Consider the following 22,114-nt stretch of genomic DNA (forward strand, 5'->3'; position numbering starts at 1 on the left):
ATTTAACAGAAGAAATAACTCAAATTATAGTTTGTTTTAACTAGTCTATTCGGTATTAAAAATGAATTTATTTACACTTTTTTTGAAACACTGCGTATCATCTCATTGTTGTGCAAAATTATAACTTAGAGATTTATTTTTTAATTTTTCTTTTATTTTTTCTATTTCTGTTTTTTTATCTTCTAATTTTACTTCTAAATCGCTTTGTTCGTCTTCTAATTTTTGTATACCATTAAATTCATTTCTTTTCTCTTCTAATTATCTAACAATTTTTCTATATTCGTCAATAACAGATTCTTATTTTTTTCTATTTCTTCAACTATTTCTTTTTTTAAAAAAATTCATTAAAGACTTCATCGGAATTTAATCTTTTGTTAAATTATTATTTGTTCTTTTCATAGTCTTTTTTGTCAGCATCAAGTTTAGCTAAGTTGTGATCGATGTCTTGTGTATACGAATCTAATGTTTTTTTTGGTAATTATTAGTGGGCGTTCTTTGTTTACATTCATTACATCATTTATATTACATAAAAGATGACCTTCATGAAGAACCAAAGCGGTTTAGTATATACCTTGTGCGAATTTTGTAGTAAATTTAATAGCTTTTCCTATTGATTTCATCGCTTATTTAGCAGGAATTAAATCCGTAATTTTATCAAATGCTTTAAAAACCCATTTAACTATATTATATGCATTTCTCTATATTGTGATTTTAAACCTTGATATAATGCTCTAAATAAATTTAAAAAATTTATATCTTTTATATCTATTTTTAAAAAGAGTTTACTTAAAAAATTAAACTCCATACAATTAAATTTGATAAAACAAAGGAAAAAAAATACTAGCTAATATAACTATAATATCTCCTCCGATACGAGTAGATATTTGAGCATAAGGCATTAATTCCATAGAATCTGATGCTTCTAAAATAGCCATATTTCCAGCTCCGCCAATACTATTCGAACAAAGTCCTGCAGAAATAGCGGATTGAACAGGATAATAACCAAATTTATTTCCAATAATAGCAGCTGTTAATGATGTAATAATAACACATAAAATGCAAGTTAATAAAAAATGTAAATTATAAATAGAATCTGTTATTTTATTAATATTTGTTCCTATTCCAACCAAACATAAAATAGAGGATGTAAAATTATTTGTTATAAATTGAGAAGCTTGTTCTATGCATTTTTCATAATAAAAAGAAACTAAATTTAAAATTTTTACTATTATAACTAATATAACCAAAAAAACTATAACAGGAGGTAAATAATTTCCAATATTTTTTAAAAAAGAAGATATTGAAAATAATTTTAATATCATGATTTTTAATAAACTACTTAAAATATAAAAAGAAAAAATAGATATTAAACCAGTAGATATATTTGAATAATTAATATTTAATTCTTCCTTTTGTATCCCTTGATTTATATTTTTATCATTTTCTAAAATTTTAATATTTTTTTCTATTATTTTATTAGGGCTACTATATTTACTTTTTCCAAAAAATTTCTTAATTAAACCAGACAAAATAACACTAAAAATACCAGCAATTAATAAAGAAGGTAAAATATGATCTTTGAAAGCATCTTCATATACTGTATTACCTTGAGAAAAAATTTTAGTTAAAGGAATTATCCCACAAGTAAAACCTCCACATGCTATCGGAACAAAAATATAAAAAATAGAATCTAAAAAACTATTACGAGTGCTATTTTTAATATTACTTAATCCTTTTATAGGTTCCAAAATTAATCCTATTATTCCTGTAAATAAAGCTGATATTATCAAAGTAATAATTACTAAAGGTAAAAATCTTTTTAACATTCTACCTAAAAATTCTTTTTTAATTCCTACAAGACTACCTACTACCAAAGATGTTACAAAGAAATCTAAAAAACCAATACCTTCTTCATTTTTAGAAAAAAAAGAAGTTTGATTAATAAATGTTTTTTGAAATTTTGTAAAAGTCGGAAATCCGAAGTTGTAATTAAAAATAAAAGCAGGAACTAAAATACATAAAATAGGGCCACCGCCTATATTTTTTATAATAGGTAATTTAGAACCTATAAATTTTAAAATTCCAGAAAAAACCATTATAAATAACAACATAGACATAAAATTATGCCAATTTTTAGAATTTATTTTGTTATTTTCTGAATCATAACTTAAAAATATATGAATTATAATCAAAAATAAAATCATTATAATTGAGAATAAAGAAAAACCTAAAATATTTATTTTCTTTTTTTCATTCTTTTTAAAAGAAATAATATCCAAATTGTTCTTTTGTTTCATTAAAAAAATATCTTTCTAAAAAATATATTTTATATATTAACTTTTTTAAATTTATATAAATTATTTTATATTTTTTTGTATTAAAAAAATTTTATTTAAATATTTTTTAAATAAAAATAGAAAGAAAACATTATTTATTTATAAAAAATTATTTTTTTATTTTAATTAATAAATGTTTTACAAAATCTAAAACTGTTTCAGAAGAACGTGATGTAACAAAAATATCACTAGTAACAGCTTTTTCATTGGAGCAATAATTACCTTTTATATATTTTTCATATCCTGGATAACAAGTAAAATTATGATTTTCTAATAAATTTAACTTTCCTAAAAAAGAAGGTGCGGCACAAATCGCCCCAATAATTTTTTTATTTTCAACAAAATGTTTTATAATTTGAAAAATTTTATTTAAAATTTCATCATTTTCTTCTAACATTTTTTTTACATATGGGCCACCTGGAATAATTAAAAAATCATATTCAGATAATTTAACTTCATCAATATGTAAATCTGATTTTACTATTAGTTTTTGAGAAGAAAAAACTTCCAAAGAAGTATTTGAAGTGAAAGTGATAATATCTAAAGAATTTTTCTTTAAAAATGCTCTTGTAGCTAAAGCTTCACAATCTTCGAAACCATTAGATAAAAATAATAAACCTTTTTTCATATAAAAAAACTCTTTTCATTTAATTTAAATAAAAAAAAATTAATTAAATATTTAATTAATTTAATAATTAATTACCAAATTAATTTTATCATTATTTACTTTAATTTAAATATAACAATTTTGATAAATTATTAAATGTGTTATAATTAATTGGATATTATTTTATTATGAATAATATAATAATAATATCTTTTCAAATAAAATAAATAAAATAAATAAAATAAATAAAATAAATAAAATAAATAAAATAAATTAGAAAAGAGAATAAATAAAAATTCAACTATCTAACAAATATAATTTAATTAAAAAAATTTTTTATTACTTGTTATATTATTTTATATTCTTTATTGTAATTAACTTTCGAAATTATCAAATTAAAGCGATAGAAATTAATAAAGAGGAAAAAATTAATAAAATTCATGAAGAAATTTTATTAAAAAAAAGACATGCTGAAATAGAATTAAATATCGCTAAACAATTAAAAAACAAAGTTGACGAATCTTTTGAAAAAAATCTTTTATTAACAAAAGAGATAGAAATGATAGAAAATGAAAACGACAAAAATACAGCTATAAGTCAATTGAAAACAGCAGAAAAACAATTTCAAGAAGAAAAAAACGAAAATATTTTAGAAAATATTTATATTTTGTTAAGTTCTTCTTTTCAAAATTATAAAAAAAGCATAACTAATATAAAAAAATACAAAGCTTTAGTTAATAAAGAAATACTAAAAAAAGAAATTATAAAAATCCAACAAATGATAGACAAAACAAATGATTTTTTTTATGATAGAGAAACCGCTATGAATTTAAAAAAAGAAATACAAAAAGAAATGGAAAATATACAAGAAGAAGGAACAGCTATTAATTTATCAAATAAAGCAAAATTAATATTAGAAGAAGCTGAAAATATTTATTTAACAAGTAATAATAATGATGACATTATAAATAATAAATATGATCGTGCGACTTTTTACTTTCAAGAATCTTTTAATAAATATCAAAATATAAAAATTAAATTAAAAAATTTTTTTATAGAAATATTTAAAGAAGAAAAAGCAGAAGAAACAAATCAAAATAAAGTCAAAAATGAAATAATATTTTTATCCCATGAACAAAATAAATTAAAACAATGGCAAATTATTTTATTAATTTCAGAAATAAGTATTTTTGTATTAATTTGGATTTTATTAAAAATAAAAAATAAATATTCAAAAAAATTTTTAAACAAAATTAAAAATCATGAATTTATGTTTAATTTATATTAAAAAGAGTTTTTTATAAACTCTTTTTTGTTTAAAATTTAAATTTACAATAAAATGACAAAAGCTAAGGCATAGTTTTCGGTATGAGTAATAGAAATCATAATTTTTGAAGACAAATCAGAATGAATAACATAAGGAAAACCTGAATTTAAATCATTTAAAATAGACCAATCACGATAATTATTTTTTAAATTTCCTTTTTGATAAGCTTTAAAAATAGATTCTTTAGCAGCCCATCTGCTTGCTAAAAAACTAAGTTTTCTTGATAAATGATTAATATCTTGATATATTAGTTTCTCTGCATTTGATAAAATCCTATTAGCTACTTTTTCTATTCCTATTTTTTCAATTTTTTTTATTTCGACTAAATCAACTCCAATATTTTTCATTTATTTTTACATTCCTTTTTAATGTATTTGAATATTAAAAAAATAAATAACATATTCTTATAAATTGAGGATTATTTAATAGTATTCAAAATATTATTTAATTCATTTTCGTCCATTATTTTAATTTTTAATAAAAGAGCTTTTTTCAATTTAGAACCGCTATTTTCTCCCTTAATTAAATAATCAGTTTTTGAAGAAATATTTTTGATAACAGAAGCCCCATATTTTTCTAAAATATTAGTTAATTCATTTCTTGAATAATCATTAAAAGAACCAGTTAAAACTATTTTTTTATCTTTGAATATATTATTAATTTTAAAATTTTTTACATTTTGTACTAAATAATCAAAATTAAGGCCTTTAGATTTTAATAAATTAATTTCTTTAATATTTTCTTCTTTTTGAAAATACTCAATAACACTATTAGATATTCTTGGACCTATTTCAGGAATTTCAGATAATTCCTCTAAATTAACTTTTTTTAGATTATTAATGTTTTTAAATTTATTATTTAATAATTTAGCTATTTTAATTCCCACATGTTCAATTCCTAAACCGTACAAAATTCTATCGAAAGATTGATTTTTACTTTGTTCTAAAGCATTTAAAATATTCATTATTTTTTTATCTTTAAAACCAGGTAAATTTTTTAATTGTTCATATTTATCTTTTAAAAAATATAAATCAGAAATTTTTTTGATAAATCCTTTTTTAAAAAAAGTAAATAAAGTTTTTTTTCCTAAAACATTAATATCCATCGCTTCTCTCGACACAAAATGAATAATTTTTTTTATTTTTTTTTCTTCGCAGTCATCATTTAAACAAAAATAATCCACTTCTCCTTCTTTTTTAGTTAAAGCACTGTTACAAAAAGGACAATGAGAAATCATTTTAAAAGGAACTTGATTAGTTCTTTTATTTTTTAAAACTTCTAAAATTTCAGGAATAATTGAACCTGATTTATGCACTAATACAAAATCATTAATACGAATATCTTTTTTTTGAATATAATCATAATTATGAAGCGTTATTTTAGATAACAAGCTACCATCTACCATAACAGGTAAAACAGAAGCTACTGGTGTTAAAGAACCAGTTCTTCCTATTTGAAATTTAATATTTTGAATTATAGTTTCGCTTTTTAAAGAATTTAATTTATAAGCGGTAGCCCACTTAGGGCATTTCGAAGTATATCCAATGGATTTATGTAAAATTAATTCGTTTACTTTGATTACAATTCCATCTATATAATAAGGTAATTTATTTTTCAATTCTTTATAATAATTAATTTTTTCTTTTAATTGTTCAAAAGAAAAAACAACATCATAATGAGGATTAACAGAAAACCCCATTTCTTTTAAAAAATCTAAAACTTCTTTTTGTGTCTTAATAAAAAAAGGAGGGTTGATAATAGAATAAATAAAAGAAGATAAATTTCTTTGAGCAACTGTAGAAGAGTTTAATTGTCTTAAAGTTCCAGAAGCTGCATTGCGAGGGTTAGAAAATAAAATTTTATTTTTTTCTTTTTGTTCTTTATTCAATTTTTCAAATGAATCATGATCAAATAAAATTTCTCCTCTTACCTCTAAATCTATTTCTTCTTTAATTTTTAAAGGAATATTTTTGATAGTTCTAACATTTTCAGTTATTAATTCACCAAAGTAACCATTTCCTCTTGTTAAAGCTTGAACTAAAATACCTTTTTCATATTTTAAACTAATTGCTACTCCATCTATCTTGGGTTCGATAATAAAACAAAAAGGAATATTTATTTTTAATAAACGATTACAAAATAATTTTAATTCATCAAAATTAAAAACATTACTTAAGGACAACATTGGAACAATATGTTCTGCTTTTTTAAACTTAGGACTTAAAAAACCGCCTATTTTTAAATTAGGACTGTAAGATAATTTATATTCAGGATATTTTTTTTCTAATACGGATAATTCTTTTAATAAAGCGTCGTATTGAGAATCTGACAAATCTGTTTTACTCAAATTATAATAGTTATAATTAGCTTGATTAAGTTGATCTGTTAAACTTTTAATTTTTTTTTTAATTTCTAATATCATTATTTATAACCTTATTCATTATTATTAATAATATTTTTTTAAAAATTTTTAATAAAGTTTTTTAAAATTTTAAAATTTTTAATTATGATATTTTTTTGTTAAATTAAAATTATGTGTGTCACAATTTTAATTGTTATTTATGTATTTTTATTCTTTATAGTTCAAAACTATCTTAAAATTATAAATTTTTAATTAAAATTAAATATTAAATTTTAAAAAACATTTGATAAATTATAACAAAATGTTTTTTATGAAAAATTCAATTAATAAAATTTTTTTAATAAAAATATAATAATTTTAATATTAGAATTAATTAAAGGAATTTTGTAAAGATCAATCTTTTTTATCTTTATATTTATATATAATACGAACTGTTTTATTAATTAATATTTATTTTATAATTTTGTTTTTCTTCATAAATTTAAAAATTAAAAAATATTTAATTTTTATTTGTTTAATCAATTGTTTTTTGTGTTATTAATTTACAGAATTCCTTTAATATTGATTTTGTTAAAAAATAAAATATTAAAAAAATATTATAATTTAAATTTAAAAGAACTTAAAATTAATTAAGTTCTTTTTTATTTTTACAATTATAAATCAAAGTTTTTTAAAAAATGAAAAAATTTAAATTAATAATTCAAATTTAATCAAAAAATTATATATCCAAATTAAATAATTTTTTCGCATTTTTTGTTGTTTGTTCGGAAATATCTTTTATATTAATTTTTCTTAAATCAGCTATTCTTTGGGCTATAATTTTAAGAAATTCAGGTTCATTTCTTTTACTTTTTTCTATAGGAAAAGGAGTTAAAAAAGGAGCGTCTGTTTCTAATAAAATTTTGTCTAATGGGACTTTTTGGACTATTTTATGAGCTTCAAGAGCTTTTTCGTAAGTAACAATTCCTCCCAAACCTACATAAAATCCTAATTCCAAGGCTTTTTCTAATTCGTCTAAATTACTAGTTAAACAATGAAAAACTCCTTTGATTTTATCTTTATAAGGAAGTAATATTTGGTATATTTCTAAAAAAGATTCTCTTGCGTGTAAAATAATAGGTAAATTATATTTCATAGCTAATTTAATCTGAATTTGTAAATTCTTTTTTTGTATTGGTAAATAACTTTTATCATGATATAAATCTAATCCGATCTCACCTACCGCTACTACTTGAGGACATCTTAAATATTTTTCGATACTAAAAGGATCTTCATTTTCCCAATAACAAGGATGAATTCCTACAGTAGCTTTTATACAAGGATTTTGAATAGCTAATTCTATCGCTTTTTCATTTGTTTCTTTATTTACGCCAGGGACAATAAAATATTTAACACCATTATTGTGTGCTCTTTCTATAACTTGTGTTAAATCTTTATTAAAATTTAAAAAATTTAAATGTGCATGTGTATCAATTAACATATTTTTATTTCTCTTTTAAAAAAATCATTTATATAAAATTTTAATATTAATATAAATTTGAGTTATTAATAATATAAAAAAAACTTAACAAAATTAAGTTTTTATTAATTTAAAATTTTTAAAAATTATTTAAGTTATTTATGAATAGGTTTGTCAATTGCTCCTAAAAAAGTTTCTAAATTTATTTCGGATAAAGTAGGATGAGGATGAATTGTTTTAACTACATCATAAGCTGTTCCATTCATTCCCATAACAACTCCTGTTTCACTAATTATTTCTGTCGCATTATAAGATAATATATGCATTCCTAAAATTTTTAAACTATTTTTATCAACAATTAATTTTGCGAAACCATCAGTTTCGCCATCAGCCCAAGATTTTCCTATAGAACTAACAGGAAAGGTAGAAACTTTATAATTTATATTATTTGTTTTAACTTGTTCTTCAGTTAAACCTATAGAAGCTATTTCAGGAAAACCATAAATGCAAAAAGGAACAGAATTATAATCCATAGGAAAAAGATGTTCTTTTGAATTTAAAGCATGAGAGACAGCTATTATGCCTTCGTGACTAGCAACATGAGCTAACATATATTTTCCATTTACATCGCCGATGGCATAAACTCCTTCAACAGAAGTTTTTAAAAAATTATCAGTAATTATTCCGCTTCTATCTTTTTTTAAATTCAATTTTTCAATCCCATTCAAATTAGGTTTAGTACCTACAGCCATTAAAATTATATCTGCTTCAACTTGATTTTCTTGTTCATTTGTTTTATAATAAACTTTATTATTTTCAATTTTAATTACTTCTGAATTTGTATAAATTTTAATATTATCTCTTTTTAATATTTTGGTATATGCATTGATAATATCATGATCCATATTAACTAAAATATTTTTTTGTTTTTCTATAATTATAATTTCGGAATTAAATTTTTTAAAAATAGTCGCGAATTCTACTCCAATAACTCCGCCGCCAATAATAATTAATTTTTTAGGAAATTTTTCTAATTGAACTAATTCTTTGCTAGTGTAAAGGTGTTTATTTTCATAAGATTCTTTGGCTCCAGGAATAGGTGGAATAATAGCACTAGAACCTGTTGCTATAATAAGTTTATCAGTTTCTAATTTTATTTCTCCTACTTGGACTAAATTAGGAGTTAAAACTTCTGCTGAAGAATTATAAAAATCAATTTTATTTTTTTTTAATAAAAAAAGAATACCATTGTATAGCTGTTGAACTATTTTATTTTTACGATTTAAAACAGATATCCAATCAAAAGAAATATTATCAATTTTATTAATACCGAATTGATCGATATTTTTAGCGATATCAAAAACTTTGGCACTTTTTAAAAAAGCTTTAGTAGGGATGCAACCATAATTAAGGCAAATACCACCAACTTTATGTTTCTCTATTAAACATACTTTCGCTCCTAACTGAGCCGCTTTAATAGCAGAAGTATATCCGCCAGGACCACCACCAATAATTAAAATATCATATTTTTTCATATTTATATTTTATTTTTCTTTTTTAATTCTATTTTTGCAAAAATTTTTATTTTAAGAAATAAATTTTTCTAATTCTGTAATATCACTTAATAATAAAGTAATTCTATTTAAAAATCTTGAAGCATCAGCTCCATCTATAATGCGGTGATCAAAACTTAAAGAAAGATGTAAAATATCAGCAATACAAATATTATTATCTTTAACTATTGGTTTTTTAACGATTCTTCCAATCCCTAAAATAGCTAACTCAGGAAGATTAATAATAGGAGTGCATTGTAAACCACCAATAGTACCAAAATTACTTAAAGTAAAAGTTCCATTTTGAACTTGTTCTAATGTTAATTTTCCTTCTTTTGCGCTTTGAGATAATTTATTAATTTCTTGTGCCAAATCGATAATATTTAATTTATCTGTATTTTTAATATTAGGAACTATTAAACCACGAGGAGTATCGACTGCAATTCCTAAATTAATATTTTTTTTGATAATTATTTCACTTTTTTCAGGATCGAAACTAGAATTAAATAATGGAAATTCTTTTAAAGCAATAATAATTGATTTAGCTATAAAAGCCATATAAGTTATTTTGATACCTTGTGATTCTAATTCATTTTTTAATTTTTTTCTTAATAAAACCAAATCAGTCACATCTACTTCTTCTGTTAAAGTGACATCAGGAATTTCTGTTTTTGCGATAACCATTTTTTTAGCAATTATTTCTCTTATTTTTGAAATTTTAACAATTTCTACTTCTTGATTTGTATCTTCATTATTTAAATTTTTATCGTTTTTATTTTTATTATTTTCCATTTAAGTATATTCCTTTTTTATTTTAAAATTATTCAATTGTTAATAAAATATTTCCGACTTTTACTGTATCACCTTCTTGAAAAAATATTTTTTTAATATTTCCTTTAATAGGAGAAGTTATAGGTACAGAAACTTTATCTGTTTCAATTTCCACTAATTCTTGACCTTCTTCAACTTCATCACCTTCTTGAAAAAAAAATTTAATAATTTTACCTTCATTTATTCCTTCGCCTATATCAGCAAAACGTAATTCAAACATAATTATTTATTCTACTTTCTTTTTTTCTATTTTTTTATTAAAAATTTTTATAATTGAGTAAACAATTTTATCAGGATTTAAATTTTGATGATATTCACCTCTAGCTAGAGGCATAATAATATCAAATCCTGTAATTCTCTGTGGAGCATCTTTTAAATAATCAAAGATATTTTCATTTACTAAAGCTATTAATTCCCCAGCCGGGCCATAAGTTCTTGTAGCTTCATGAACAATTACTAATCTTCCTGTTTTTTTAACAGAAGATAAAATTGTTTCTTTATCGATTGGATTAATAGTTCTTAAATCTATTAATTCTACAGAAATACCTTTTTTAGCTAATAAATCAATAGCTAATTTAGAAATTTGAACAGCAGAACTCCAAGCTACTAAAGTTATATCTTTTCCTTTTTGAACTACTTTAGCTTTTCCTATTTCAATTTCATATTCTTCTAAAGGAACTTCTTCTTTTTTACCACGATATAAAAGTTTTGGTTCCATATAAATAACAGGATCTGGACTATTAATAGCTGCGATTAAAAGACCTTTAGCATCATAAGGATTAGAAGGAACAACTACTTTTAAACCAGGAATCGATCCCAAAATCACTTCTAAAGATTCTGAATGATGTTCTAAAGCTTTTACACCACCACCTACTGGAAATTTTAATACCATAGGACACGAAAAAGTACCTCTAGAACGATTTCTCATCCTAGCAGCATGAGAAATTAAATCTTGTAAACCTACATAAATAAATCCATCAAATTGAATTTCAGCGATAGGAATTAAACCATTTATAGACATTCCTATAGCACTTCCAATAATACCCGATTCTGTTATCGGAGTATCAAAAATACGTTCTTTACCGTATTTTTCTTGTAAACCGGCTGTGACTCTAAAAACACCTCCTAATTTACCAATATCTTGCCCAAATAAAACTATTTTTGAATTTTTTTTTAACTGCATATCTAAAGTATGATTAATAGCTTGTAATAAATTCATCGAAACTTTGTTTGAATCCATTTTTTTATCAACTTTCCTTTTAGTATTTTATTTCATAGATTGACATTTTTATAATTAAAATATTTTTATTTTAATATTTTATAAATTAAATAAATGAAATAAAAAAATATCTTAATATATAATTCTATAATTTTTTTAAATAATTTATATATCAATATCAAAATTAAATATTTTTAATTATAAAGTAATTACAATTTAATTAATTATAATAATTTACTATTTTCGAAATAATTTTAAATTCGGAAATTATTATTTATGAAAATATATTTTATTAGTTAAATAATTTCTTAAATTATTAATCTTTTTTAGTTTTTAAAAAAGATTCGTATTCTGAATATTGTTCTTTTAACTGAGGAGTCATTTCATCATAAACATGTTCGAAAATTTCAATTGGTTCTACTTTACTTCCGTAAGACATAATTTTTTCATGTACTTCGTTAACATACTTTTCTGTTTCTTTTTCTATTTCTTCTATCATGTCTTGTGTTAAAATTTTTTTATTTAAAAGATATTTTTGAAAACGAATAATCGGATCTTTTAATTTCCATTCTGCTTCTTCTTCTTTTGAACGATATAAAATTGTATTATCATTAGTTGTATGAGCACCCATACGATAAGTTACAATTTCTAGCAAACCAGAGCCTTTTTTTTGACGAGCTCTTTCGACAAATTGCTTAACAGCAACATGAACTGCTAAAACATCGTTTCCATCTACTTGAATTCCTGGAATACCAAAAGCATAAGCTTTTTGAGCTAAAGTTTCAGAATTAGAAGCAATTTTTCTAGGAGTTGAAATAGCATATTGATTATTTTGAATAACAACTACTAAAGGAGCTTGATATACGGAAGCAAAATTTAAACCTGCATAAAATTCTTCATGTGCAGTTCCACCGTCTCCAATTGTAGCTAAAGTTACTTCGTTTTTATTTTGAATTTTACTAGCTAAAGCTAAACCTGTTCCTATATTAATACTCGAACCTATTATAATATTAACAGGTAAAATACGTTTTTTAGGATCCATTTTAGAACCTTTTTCATTACCGAACCAATAAAGATATATATTTTCTAATGGGATATCGCGATATAAATATAAACCTATATCTCTAAAATAAGGAGATATCCAATCTTGTTTTTGTAATGCGGAAGCAGTTCCAACTTGTCCAGCTTCATGCCCTTGATTAATAACATAAGAAAGCATTCTTCCTTGACGTTGATATTGAACAGCTTTTATATCAGAAATTCTACATAAAATCATTGTTTTATACATCTTGAGTAATTCATCTTTAGATATATTCGGTTCTAATTTTGGATTAATTACTTTACCTTCTATATCCAATATCTGTAATTTTTTCTTTTGTAAAGGATTATATAAATCAAATATTTCCATAATAAATGTCCTTTTATATATTTTTATTAATTCAATTATACATATAATTATTTTATAATATTTATTATTTAATTCCGTTTTTAAAAAAATTAAATAAATAAAAAAATCATTAAATTATAAAATTCTAAAAATGAATATAAAATATTATGCAAAATTATAAACATTTAATAAAATAATTATTCATATATTTAATATTTATTATTTTATAATTCTCTTAATAATTATAACTTATTTTTAAATAATTATTATTTATAATGAAGAAAATAACCAATTATTGGTTTTAAAAATATAAAAATATTTTTGTAAAAAATATTTTATTTAAATAAAAAAATATTCTTATGATAAGAATCTTTTTTTTAAAAAATATATTATCTTTACAATTTTTAAAAAGAATTTCTTCTTTTAATTTTTGATGATTATTTTTTTGATTATTTAATTTTTTTCTAAGTTATAAATATATAAAAATTAATTTTTAAAAACTGATTTTTAAATTGAATAATTATATCTATTTCCGTCTTTTAATATATTTTAATCCTTTATTAATAAAAAGATTAAATATATGAAATTAAAAAATAATTTTATTTTTAATTAATTATTTTTAAAAAAAATTATAAAACAGAATTAATTATTTGAGTTACTTCTCGATTTATTTCTTGGGTATTTTTATTTTTAAAATTTTCATAATTTATAGGTTCATGAATAACAACATCTACTTTTTTTCTTTTAAACCAACATTTACCTCTCATAGCACACGCACCTTTTAAAGTGATAGGAAGAATATTAGACTGACTTTTTACAGCAATTTTAAAAGAACCATCAGAAGAACTAACAATTTTATCACTAGTTTTATGTATTATTCCACCTTCATGAAAAACAACCATCGCCATATTTTTTTTAATATTATTAATCCCTTTTAAAACATTTTTAATTGTTTCTTTGTTATTTCCTCTTATAATTTTAATACAATTAGCAGCGTTGAAGTAATAACTTAAAAGCCAACCTATTTTTCCACGATATAATTCATCTTTAGGCGTAAAAGAAATAGTTCTAGGAAAAATAGAAGCGATGATAAAAGGATCAAAATTAGTTTTATGATTAGAATAAATAATTAATTTATTTTGAAGCGGAATTAAATCTTTATTATGAACAACAATTTTAATTCTAAAAAATCTTATAATTAATTTTGAAATACTAGAGATAATTTTTTGTCTAAAAGGATGATCTACACTAAATCTCTTAGATAACATCATTGCTATAAATAAAAAGAATAAAATAAAAATCCATGCTACAATTATACTAATAAAAAAACCTAAAAATCCCCAACAAATCATATATGCACATGGACTATTCATTAATAAAAACAAGGGAAAGATCCAAAAAAACAAAAAAAATATTATAAAAAGTAAACTAAACATACCAAAAAAATCCTTAATCTATTTTTTTAACATAAGTAACAAAAATTAATTCAGATGTTATTTTTTTATCTTGAATTAAATATTTTTTATAATCGAAACGAGGAAAAAAAGAATCACCTTTATATCTTCTTAATACATGAGTAATATACATAACTTGAGCATATTCTAAAGATTGTTTAAAAATTTGACTACCACCTATAATCATAATATTTTCTTTAGAATCTTTATATTTTTCTAAAAAAAATTTTAAATCTGAAACCAAATTAATATTAGGAAAAGAGATAGATGAATGACTAGCGACATAAACTTTTGCAAAAGGAAAAGGCTTTTCTTTATAATAACTTTTCAAAGATTTATAAGTATTTAATCCCATCAAGACATTTTGATTTATAGATTTTTTTTTAAAAAATAAAAGATCTTCTCGATAATGCCATGGTAATTTATTTCCATCTCCAATTAAAAAATTAGAATCTAAAGCGGCAATTAAACTAATCATACTGCTATTTCTGCTTTCAAAGGATCATGTGAAATATAATTTTTTAATTTAATATCTAAAAATTTAAAATCTTCTATTTTTTGAATATTAGGATTTAAAATAATTTGAGATAAAGGAAGAGGTTTTCGTTTGATTTGAATTTTAACTTGCTCTAAATGATTTTCATAAATATGTGCATCTCCTAAAGTATGAATAAATTGATGTGGTTCTAAATTAGTAACTTGTGCTACCATACTTAATAATAATGCGTAAGAAGCAATATTAAAAGGGATTCCTAAAAAAACATCACCACTCCTTTGGAATAATTGTAAAGAAAGTTTATTTTTTTCAACATAAAATTGCATTAGAACGTGACAAGGAGGTAAAACCATTTCATCTATGAAAGGAGGATTCCAAGAATTAATAATTAAACGTCTAGAAGAAGGATTTACTTTAATTTCTTGGATAACTTTTTGTAATTGATCCACTCCTGAAAAATCACGCCATTGTTTACCATAAACAGGTCCTAATTGACCATATTTTTCAGCGAACACTTCATCTTCTTTAATTTTTTGAACAAATTCTTCTAAATTTTCTCCTTTAAAATCAGGAGATTGAATATATTTTTTATAAGGCCATTCATTCCAAATATTAACATTATTTTGAACTAAATAACGAATATTAGTATTACCACTAATAAACCATAATAATTCATGAACAATACCTTTGAAATACATTTTTTTAGTAGTCAATAAAGGGAATCCTTTGTTTAAACAAAAAAACATTTGATGCCCAAAAATACCTTTAGTTTTAATTGATGTTCTATTTGTTCTTATAATACCTTTTTTTAATATTAAAAAACATAAATCTAAATATTGATCCATATAAATATTTGTCTCTCTTTGATTTATTGACAAGTTTTTTGTTTTTAAAAAAATATATTATATTTTAAATATTCAAAACAAATAACTTAAAAAAAACGAAAATAATTTAAATATGGCGGAAGAAAAGGGATTCGAACCCTTGCATCTAATTAGATCTACCCGCTTTCCAAGCGAACCTCTTAAACCACTTGAGTATTCTTCCTTCTCTAGTATATAAAAATATACTTTTAGAGAAAATAAAATAAATAAAAATAATTTAAATAATTTTAAAAAAAATTATAAAAATAAATTTTTAATTTTTATTTTTACTTAAAGCAAAAACTTCACGAGCAATTGTTATTTCTTCGTTAGTCGGAATAATCATTACTTTTACAGAAGATTTTTCGCTAGAAATAATTTTTTCTCCTTTTGTTTTATTCAATTCAAGATCTAAATGAATATCCAAAACTTCTAATTTTTTTACTATTTCTTGACGGAAAAAATTAGAATTTTCTCCTATTCCAGCCGTAAAAATCAAAACATCTATACCTTTTAATAAAACATAATAACTTGCGATATAATCTACTATTCTTTTAATTTGAATATTCCAAGCTAAAATAGTATTTTTATCATTTTGAGATATTTTTTCTTCTAAAATTCGACAGTCATTAGAAACTTGTGAAACTCCTAACATTCCAGATTTTTTATTTAAAATATCTAAAATTTCTTTATAATTTTTATTTTCTTTTTCAGCAATAAAAGAAATAACAGTCGGATCAATATTTCCGCTTCTAGTTCCCATTGGGACTCCTTCTAAAGGAGTTAACCCCATAGATGTATCGATAGATTTTCCATTTTGAATAGCTGCTAAAGAAACTCCGTTTCCTGCATGGCAAATAATCATTTTCAAATCAGATTTATTTAAAATCTGTTCAGCTCTTTGTGAAACATATTTATAAGAAATTCCGTGAAAACCATATTTTCTTAATTTATATTTTTGATACCATTCATAAGGAGTAGCATATAAAAAATTTTCTTCTGGAATATTTTTATGAAAAGTAGTATCAAAAATTCCTACTTGTAATACATCAGGCAAAACTTTTTTAAATAATTTAATTCCTAAAACATTAGCAAAATTATGTAAAGGAGCTAAATCGTTTAAACTTTCTATTTTAACAATATTTTCATCTGTTAAAATAACTGAATTTTTAAAAATTTCTCCACCTTGAACAATTCTATGGCCTATACCTTCTATATTTTTTAAAGAATCGATAATTTTATTTTCTATTAAAGAATCTAAAATTAATTGTATAGCTTGATGATGATCTCTAACTAATAAAATTTTTTTTATTTTTTTATCTAAAAATTCAATAGTAAAAATAGCATCATCATAACCAATTCTTTCAATTGAACCAACACAACAAATTTTTTCTTGTGGCATTGTCAATAATTTAAATTTTAAAGAAGAACTACCTGAATTAATTGAAATAATTTTCATAATAATAAAAAATCCGTTTCTGTTCTTTTATTTATTAATAATTTTAAAAAATTAAAAAAAATAATAATTATTTTAAAATATACATATTTATTTTAAAATAATTTACTTATTTTTAATCAAAATAAAATATTTTTAAATTTTTATTACTATTTTCTTTATTTTCTTCTTTACCGAAAAACGAAAATAACCAAAATTAAAATCCAAAACCAAAATCAATTTTAATTTTTGAATTTGATTTTTTTAGATTAGATGAATTAAAATTGTTTTTTTGCGTAAAATAATTTTAATATTAAAATTTTAATTTTAATTTCGCTATTAAAAAAATTAATATTTTTTTAATTATAGGAAAAGATTGAATTTTTATTTTTTTTATCATAATTTAAAACAATTTGTAAAAAAATATTTTATTTATATTCTACGATTTTATAAAATAAAACTTTTTTCAAATTATAATTTGAAAACGAAATTATTTATTTAAAAATAAATAGTTTGGTTTTTTTATTTTATATTATAAAATATTTTTAAAAAAATAAAAAATTTTAATTTTCATTATTAAAAATAAAATCTTCGTCTTGTAGACTTTCAGAAATCATTTTTTGATAACCATTTCCTTTCATTGAAAAATTATCCATCGTCTTAGTTTCGGTGTTTAAACCATTAAGAATAACAGGATTGATTTCTTCAAATGGAAATTTTTGATCAAATCCTAAATTTAAAAGAGCTTTATTGGCGTTATAACGGACAAAAGCGTTTACATCATCTACTAATTTAACTTGATGATAAAGCGCTGAAGTCAAATTTAATTGTTCTTGATATAATTGTTCCATAAAAGAATCCATCCATTCTTTTAAGTTTGTTTGTTGTTCGTAAGTAAAATCATAATATAAATCTTTTGCTAATCTTCCGATATAAGCTCCATGAATACTTTCGTCTCTAATAATTAAATTAATTATTTCCCCAGCTTGCATCAACAGTCCTTGACCATAAAAAAATAAAGGATAATAAAAACCACAATAAAATAACCAAGTTTCTAAAAAAACAGAAGCGACCATTGCTTTCCATTTAATTATTTTAGTTTTTTCTTCATTTAAATTTAAAGAATTAATTTTATATTTTAAAATATGTTGTTCTAATTCTTCGTAAATACCAACAATATTTTTTAAAATATTTTGTAAATTTGTTTGTTTTTCACCCCATTTAAATAAGTCATCTATTTCTTTTTTATTTAAAAAGGTTATAAAGATATTTGAATAACTTTTAGCGTGAACAGCGTTTTCCATAGCTCCCATAAAATTAAGAGTTGCTTTTTTTTGATGTTCGAAATCCAAACATGAACGTAATATTGAAGGAATTCCAATGTCACCTTGATAAGTGTCTAAAAAAGTCAAAACTAACAAATTTCGCGAATAAATTTCTTTTTCTTGTGATGATAATTTTTGCCAAACATTAAGATCGCTTTGTAAACTGATATCTTCTGGACGCCAAAATTGACTTAAATTTTGTTCGTAAAAATATTGGGTATATTCATCTTCAATTTTATTCCAATTAGCTCCGTGAAATTTATGCAATTTATCATTTTTTTTCATTAGTTCTTTTCCTTTTATTTTTTTAAACTAAATTATAATGTTTTTTAATTTTTTGTTCTAATTCTTCCGCAATTTTTTTATTTTTAATTAAGAATTCTTTAGCTTTTTCTTTTCCTTGGGCAATATTTTCCTTCTGATAAGAAAACCAAGATCCGTTTTTTTCAATTAAATCTAATTCGACTGCTAAATCTAATATTTCTCCTATTTTAGAAATCCCTCTTCCGTAAACTATATCGAAACTAGCTACTTTAAAAGGAGATGATATTTTTGATTTAACAATTTTAGCATTAGTTCTAATACCTAAAATGTTATTATTTTCTTTTATAAATTCAGTTCTTCTAATATCTATTCTAATAGAAGCGAAATATTTTAAAGCTTTGCCTCCTGGTGTAACCTCAGGACTTCCATAAATAACACCTACTTTTTCTCTTAATTGATTAATATAAATTACTGTAGTGTTAGTTTTAGATATGATCGCGGATTGTTTTCTCATAGCCTGTCCCATCATTCTAGCTTGAAGACCCATAAAAGAATTTCCTGATTCTCCTTTTAACTCAGCTTCTGGAGCCAAAGCCGCTACCGAATCAACAATTATCAAACTCATTGTTTCACTTTTTATTAAAGTTTCAACAATATCTAATGCTTTTTCCCCTGAATCTGGTTGAGAAATAATAAAATTATCTATATCTATTCCGATTTTCTTAGCATAATTAGCATCTAAAGCATTTTCGACATCTATAAAAGCAACTATTCCGCCTTTTTTTTGAGCTTCGGCAGCAGCATGTAACGCTAAAGTTGTTTTTCCTGAACTTTCTGGACCATAAATTTCGATGATTCTTCCTTTAGGAAAACCACCTATTTCTAAAGCTATATCTAAATTTAAAGAACCTGTAGAAATAGATTGAATTTTACTAATTTGATTAGAATTCAATTTCATTACACTACCTTTACCGAAACGTTTTTCAATATCTCTTAATGTTTGTTCTAAAATATGTTTCTTTTTTTCATTTTCGTTATTCATGTTTTGACTTCCTTATTCCTTATATATAAATTTTATTTTATATATAAATTTTATTTTGTTATTATTTATTTTGAATTAAAAATTATTTTTAATAAATTTGAAATTCTTTATTATATAAAAAAAACCCGACCAAATAATTAAAAAAATATTAATAATTAAAAAAATTTTATTAAAAAAAATCATTTTAATGTCTAATTTACTTTCAATTTCTTTTGATATTAACATTAAAAAAATAGAAATAAAAGTAAAGATAGTTTTTAATTTTCCCAAAAAAGAAGCAGTTATAATAGTTTTTTGTTCAAAAGCCACTAATCTTACTCCCATTACCAAAAAATCTCTTATAATATTTATAAGTAAAACACTTAATAATAAAAATTCAATTCCTTTATTATCGTTTTTTTCTAATAATAATGCATGTTTAGTAGATAATATATAAATATAAAAAAATGACACAATAACTAATAATTTATCAGCTATAGGATCGAAAAATTTTCCAAAAATAGTTTGTTGTTTAAATTTTTTAGCTATATATCCGTCTAAAAAATCTGTAATAGATGCTAAAATAAAAATTAAAATAAATGGGATTTTAAATAAATCTGGATGAGTATGAGTCAAAACTTTTTTTGTAACGAATAAAAAAGGTAACATAACAAAAACTAACAAAATTCTAAAAAGGGTAATTAAATTAGCAGATGTTTTTATTAATTTTTTCATTTTTTTATCAAAATAAATCTCTTTCAAAATTGAAAATTATTTTTTATAAATTTAAAATCGAAATACAATAAATTATTAACAAAATATTATCGAAATTATAAAAATGACAAATTCAATATTTTATATTTAATTCAATATTTATATTTAATTTCTTATTAAATTTAATAAATTTTAAAATAAAATGTCATTTTATTAAAATAATTTTTTTTAATTATATAATATATTATATAATTTTAAAATCATTTTTTTAATTTTTAAATTATTTAATTTGCAATTAAAAATTCTTTTGCGTTATTATTTTTTATTATTTTTATATTTTTATTTTATTTATAAAATGATGCAAATAAATTTTTTTATTATTCTTTTTTTATATTATTATTTATAAATAATAATATAAAAAAAGAATAAGTGTGTCATCTTTATTATTGTGTGCTAATGTTAAAGTCAACCAACTAATCTTGTTTTCTTCGTGGAAGTTTTTAATAGCTTAAAATCTAGCGTTATTTTTACTAGCTCGAATATTTCTTTTTATATCAACTATTTTACTTTTAATAGTAAAAGGTTTCGGGTATATATGTCCTTCTTTATTTCTTTTGACATGAATACAGATGTTTTTATAAACTTTTTTTAATACTTTATCATTGTTTTTTAAAATTAAAAAGTATTCATCAGAATTAGAAACTTCATTTTTGAAAAATTCTTGTAAATCTTTATTTTCTTTGATTTTATTTTTTATAAAATTAAGTATTTCTATCTTGTCTTTTTGTTGATAGAGTTTATTAGCTATTTCATGTAAATATTCGAAGTTGTTTTTAATTTCACTAATAGAAAATGAATAATCTAAATCTTTTAATTCATGTTGAATAAACATAATTTTTCGTTTTTTTAAAGTTTTTAAACGGTTTTTTTGCATGGCTGCTTGTAGCTGGAAGATATGAAGATTTAAAAAATTTGAAAAAGCACCAATTCCATAATTAGTAGTTTTGAAATAGAATAAATTACTATAGAATTCTTTTTTAATTTTTTCTATTTCAAAACTACTTAATGATTCATTTTGATTAATCAATTGAACCATTTTTTGAGCGTGTTTTGACAATAAGATATCTTCTTTATTCATTGTTAAATTTTGTATATATATATTGATTTTTTATTTACTTGCATTTTTTGTATTGCCTCGGGCGTGTTTTTCTCTTCTTTTATGTATAGTACTTCTCATGATTACTATCAGCAAAAGATACATCTTTTTTAACCGGTTTATCTTTTAAATCCCCATAATATGGTTTACTTTCATCTAAAATTTTAAAAGAATAAGGTTTATTTGAATCAAAATCTATTCTAAAAAAAGTTGTTGAATGTTGATCTTTTCTCATTTTAAAATAAGACTTATAATTACCATTTTTTTCTAATACTAGTTTTTCATCTTGTTCTTTTGTATATCCA

General features: G+C 21.6%; 20 protein-coding genes and 1 tRNA gene. 1 reads left to right on the top strand and 20 read right to left on the bottom strand.

Annotated elements, in window-relative coordinates:
* Window positions 1–809: 809 nt before the first annotated feature.
* Both KTO59_RS01860 and KTO59_RS01865 read right to left on the bottom strand, forming a co-directional pair.
* Entirely contained in the window at window positions 810–2,297 is a 1,488-nt protein-coding gene (locus KTO59_RS01860; RefSeq protein WP_225696313.1) for a 2-hydroxycarboxylate transporter family protein, read from the bottom strand.
* A 148-nt stretch (window positions 2,298–2,445) separates the two neighbouring features.
* Window positions 2,446–2,964 (bottom strand): DJ-1/PfpI family protein, encoded by a 519-nt coding sequence (locus KTO59_RS01865; RefSeq protein ID WP_225696314.1) that lies wholly within the window; start codon window positions 2,962–2,964, stop codon window positions 2,446–2,448.
* Between the two features lie 322 nt (window positions 2,965–3,286).
* Between KTO59_RS01865 and KTO59_RS01870 the strand changes: the two genes are divergently transcribed.
* Window positions 3,287–4,231 carry a hypothetical protein gene (locus KTO59_RS01870; protein WP_225696298.1) on the top strand — a complete coding sequence of 315 codons (945 nt, stop codon included), beginning with the start codon at window positions 3,287–3,289 and terminating at the stop codon, window positions 4,229–4,231.
* A 41-nt stretch (window positions 4,232–4,272) separates the two neighbouring features.
* On the opposite strand, the gene KTO59_RS01875 is transcribed toward KTO59_RS01870, so the two are convergent.
* The 18 genes from KTO59_RS01875 to KTO59_RS01960 all read right to left on the bottom strand — a co-directional run.
* Window positions 4,273–4,617, bottom strand: a complete 345-nt coding sequence (locus tag KTO59_RS01875) for a holo-ACP synthase (protein ID WP_284928355.1) — start codon at window positions 4,615–4,617, stop codon at window positions 4,273–4,275.
* A gap of 71 nt (window positions 4,618–4,688) precedes the next feature.
* A complete protein-coding gene (gene ligA / locus KTO59_RS01880) occupies window positions 4,689–6,692 on the bottom strand; it encodes an NAD-dependent DNA ligase LigA (RefSeq protein ID WP_284928356.1) in 2,004 nt (667 codons plus the stop codon).
* A 658-nt stretch (window positions 6,693–7,350) separates the two neighbouring features.
* On the bottom strand, window positions 7,351–8,112 hold the full coding sequence (locus KTO59_RS01885) for a TatD family hydrolase (RefSeq protein ID WP_225696301.1): 762 nt from the start codon (window positions 8,110–8,112) through the stop codon (window positions 7,351–7,353).
* A gap of 134 nt (window positions 8,113–8,246) precedes the next feature.
* Window positions 8,247–9,626 carry a dihydrolipoyl dehydrogenase gene (gene lpdA / locus KTO59_RS01890; protein ID WP_284928357.1) on the bottom strand — a complete coding sequence of 460 codons (1,380 nt, stop codon included), beginning with the start codon at window positions 9,624–9,626 and terminating at the stop codon, window positions 8,247–8,249.
* Window positions 9,627–9,677: 51 nt separating this feature from the next.
* The gene (locus KTO59_RS01895; RefSeq protein ID WP_284928358.1) at window positions 9,678–10,436 is read right to left on the bottom strand and encodes a dihydrolipoamide acetyltransferase family protein; all 759 of its coding nucleotides are present in this window, start codon (window positions 10,434–10,436) and stop codon (window positions 9,678–9,680) included.
* Between the two features lie 28 nt (window positions 10,437–10,464).
* Window positions 10,465–10,695, bottom strand: a complete 231-nt coding sequence (locus KTO59_RS01900) for a biotin/lipoyl-containing protein (RefSeq protein ID WP_268850155.1) — start codon at window positions 10,693–10,695, stop codon at window positions 10,465–10,467.
* 6 nt (window positions 10,696–10,701) lie between these two features.
* Window positions 10,702–11,715 (bottom strand): alpha-ketoacid dehydrogenase subunit beta, encoded by a 1,014-nt coding sequence (locus tag KTO59_RS01905; protein WP_284928359.1) that lies wholly within the window; start codon window positions 11,713–11,715, stop codon window positions 10,702–10,704.
* A 295-nt stretch (window positions 11,716–12,010) separates the two neighbouring features.
* A complete protein-coding gene (gene pdhA, locus KTO59_RS01910) occupies window positions 12,011–13,102 on the bottom strand; it encodes a pyruvate dehydrogenase (acetyl-transferring) E1 component subunit alpha (protein ID WP_284928361.1) in 1,092 nt (363 codons plus the stop codon).
* A 608-nt stretch (window positions 13,103–13,710) separates the two neighbouring features.
* Entirely contained in the window at window positions 13,711–14,433 is a 723-nt protein-coding gene (locus tag KTO59_RS01915) for a lysophospholipid acyltransferase family protein (protein ID WP_284928362.1), read from the bottom strand.
* Between the two features lie 97 nt (window positions 14,434–14,530).
* On the bottom strand, window positions 14,531–15,013 hold the full coding sequence (locus KTO59_RS01920; protein ID WP_284928363.1) for a dihydrofolate reductase: 483 nt from the start codon (window positions 15,011–15,013) through the stop codon (window positions 14,531–14,533).
* Entirely contained in the window at window positions 15,010–15,876 is an 867-nt protein-coding gene (locus tag KTO59_RS01925) for a thymidylate synthase (protein WP_284928364.1), read from the bottom strand. The genes KTO59_RS01920 and KTO59_RS01925 overlap by 4 nt, the downstream gene beginning before the upstream one ends.
* Window positions 15,877–15,989: 113 nt before the next feature.
* Window positions 15,990–16,078, bottom strand: a tRNA-Ser gene (locus KTO59_RS01930).
* A gap of 90 nt (window positions 16,079–16,168) precedes the next feature.
* Window positions 16,169–17,353: an acetate kinase gene (locus KTO59_RS01935; RefSeq protein WP_284928366.1), complete on the bottom strand. Its 1,185-nt coding sequence runs from the start codon at window positions 17,351–17,353 to the stop codon at window positions 16,169–16,171.
* 539 nt (window positions 17,354–17,892) lie between these two features.
* On the bottom strand, window positions 17,893–18,939 hold the full coding sequence (nrdF, locus tag KTO59_RS01940) for a class 1b ribonucleoside-diphosphate reductase subunit beta (protein WP_284928367.1): 1,047 nt from the start codon (window positions 18,937–18,939) through the stop codon (window positions 17,893–17,895).
* 22 nt (window positions 18,940–18,961) lie between these two features.
* Complete coding sequence (recA, locus tag KTO59_RS01945) at window positions 18,962–19,960, bottom strand: recombinase RecA (RefSeq protein ID WP_284928368.1); 999 nt, start codon at window positions 19,958–19,960, stop codon at window positions 18,962–18,964.
* A gap of 75 nt (window positions 19,961–20,035) precedes the next feature.
* Window positions 20,036–20,701 (bottom strand): CDP-alcohol phosphatidyltransferase family protein, encoded by a 666-nt coding sequence (locus KTO59_RS01950; protein WP_284928369.1) that lies wholly within the window; start codon window positions 20,699–20,701, stop codon window positions 20,036–20,038.
* A 460-nt stretch (window positions 20,702–21,161) separates the two neighbouring features.
* On the bottom strand, window positions 21,162–21,791 hold the full coding sequence (locus tag KTO59_RS01955) for a hypothetical protein (RefSeq protein WP_284928371.1): 630 nt from the start codon (window positions 21,789–21,791) through the stop codon (window positions 21,162–21,164).
* A gap of 79 nt (window positions 21,792–21,870) precedes the next feature.
* Window positions 21,871–22,114 (bottom strand): hypothetical protein (locus KTO59_RS01960; RefSeq protein ID WP_284928372.1); only part of this gene is annotated, 244 nt, incomplete at its 5' end.

Origin of the sequence: Candidatus Phytoplasma sp. AldY-WA1, from assembly GCF_020312115.2 — a bacterium.
Classification (GTDB): Bacteria; Bacillota_I; Bacilli_A; order Acholeplasmatales; family Acholeplasmataceae; genus Phytoplasma; species Phytoplasma vitis.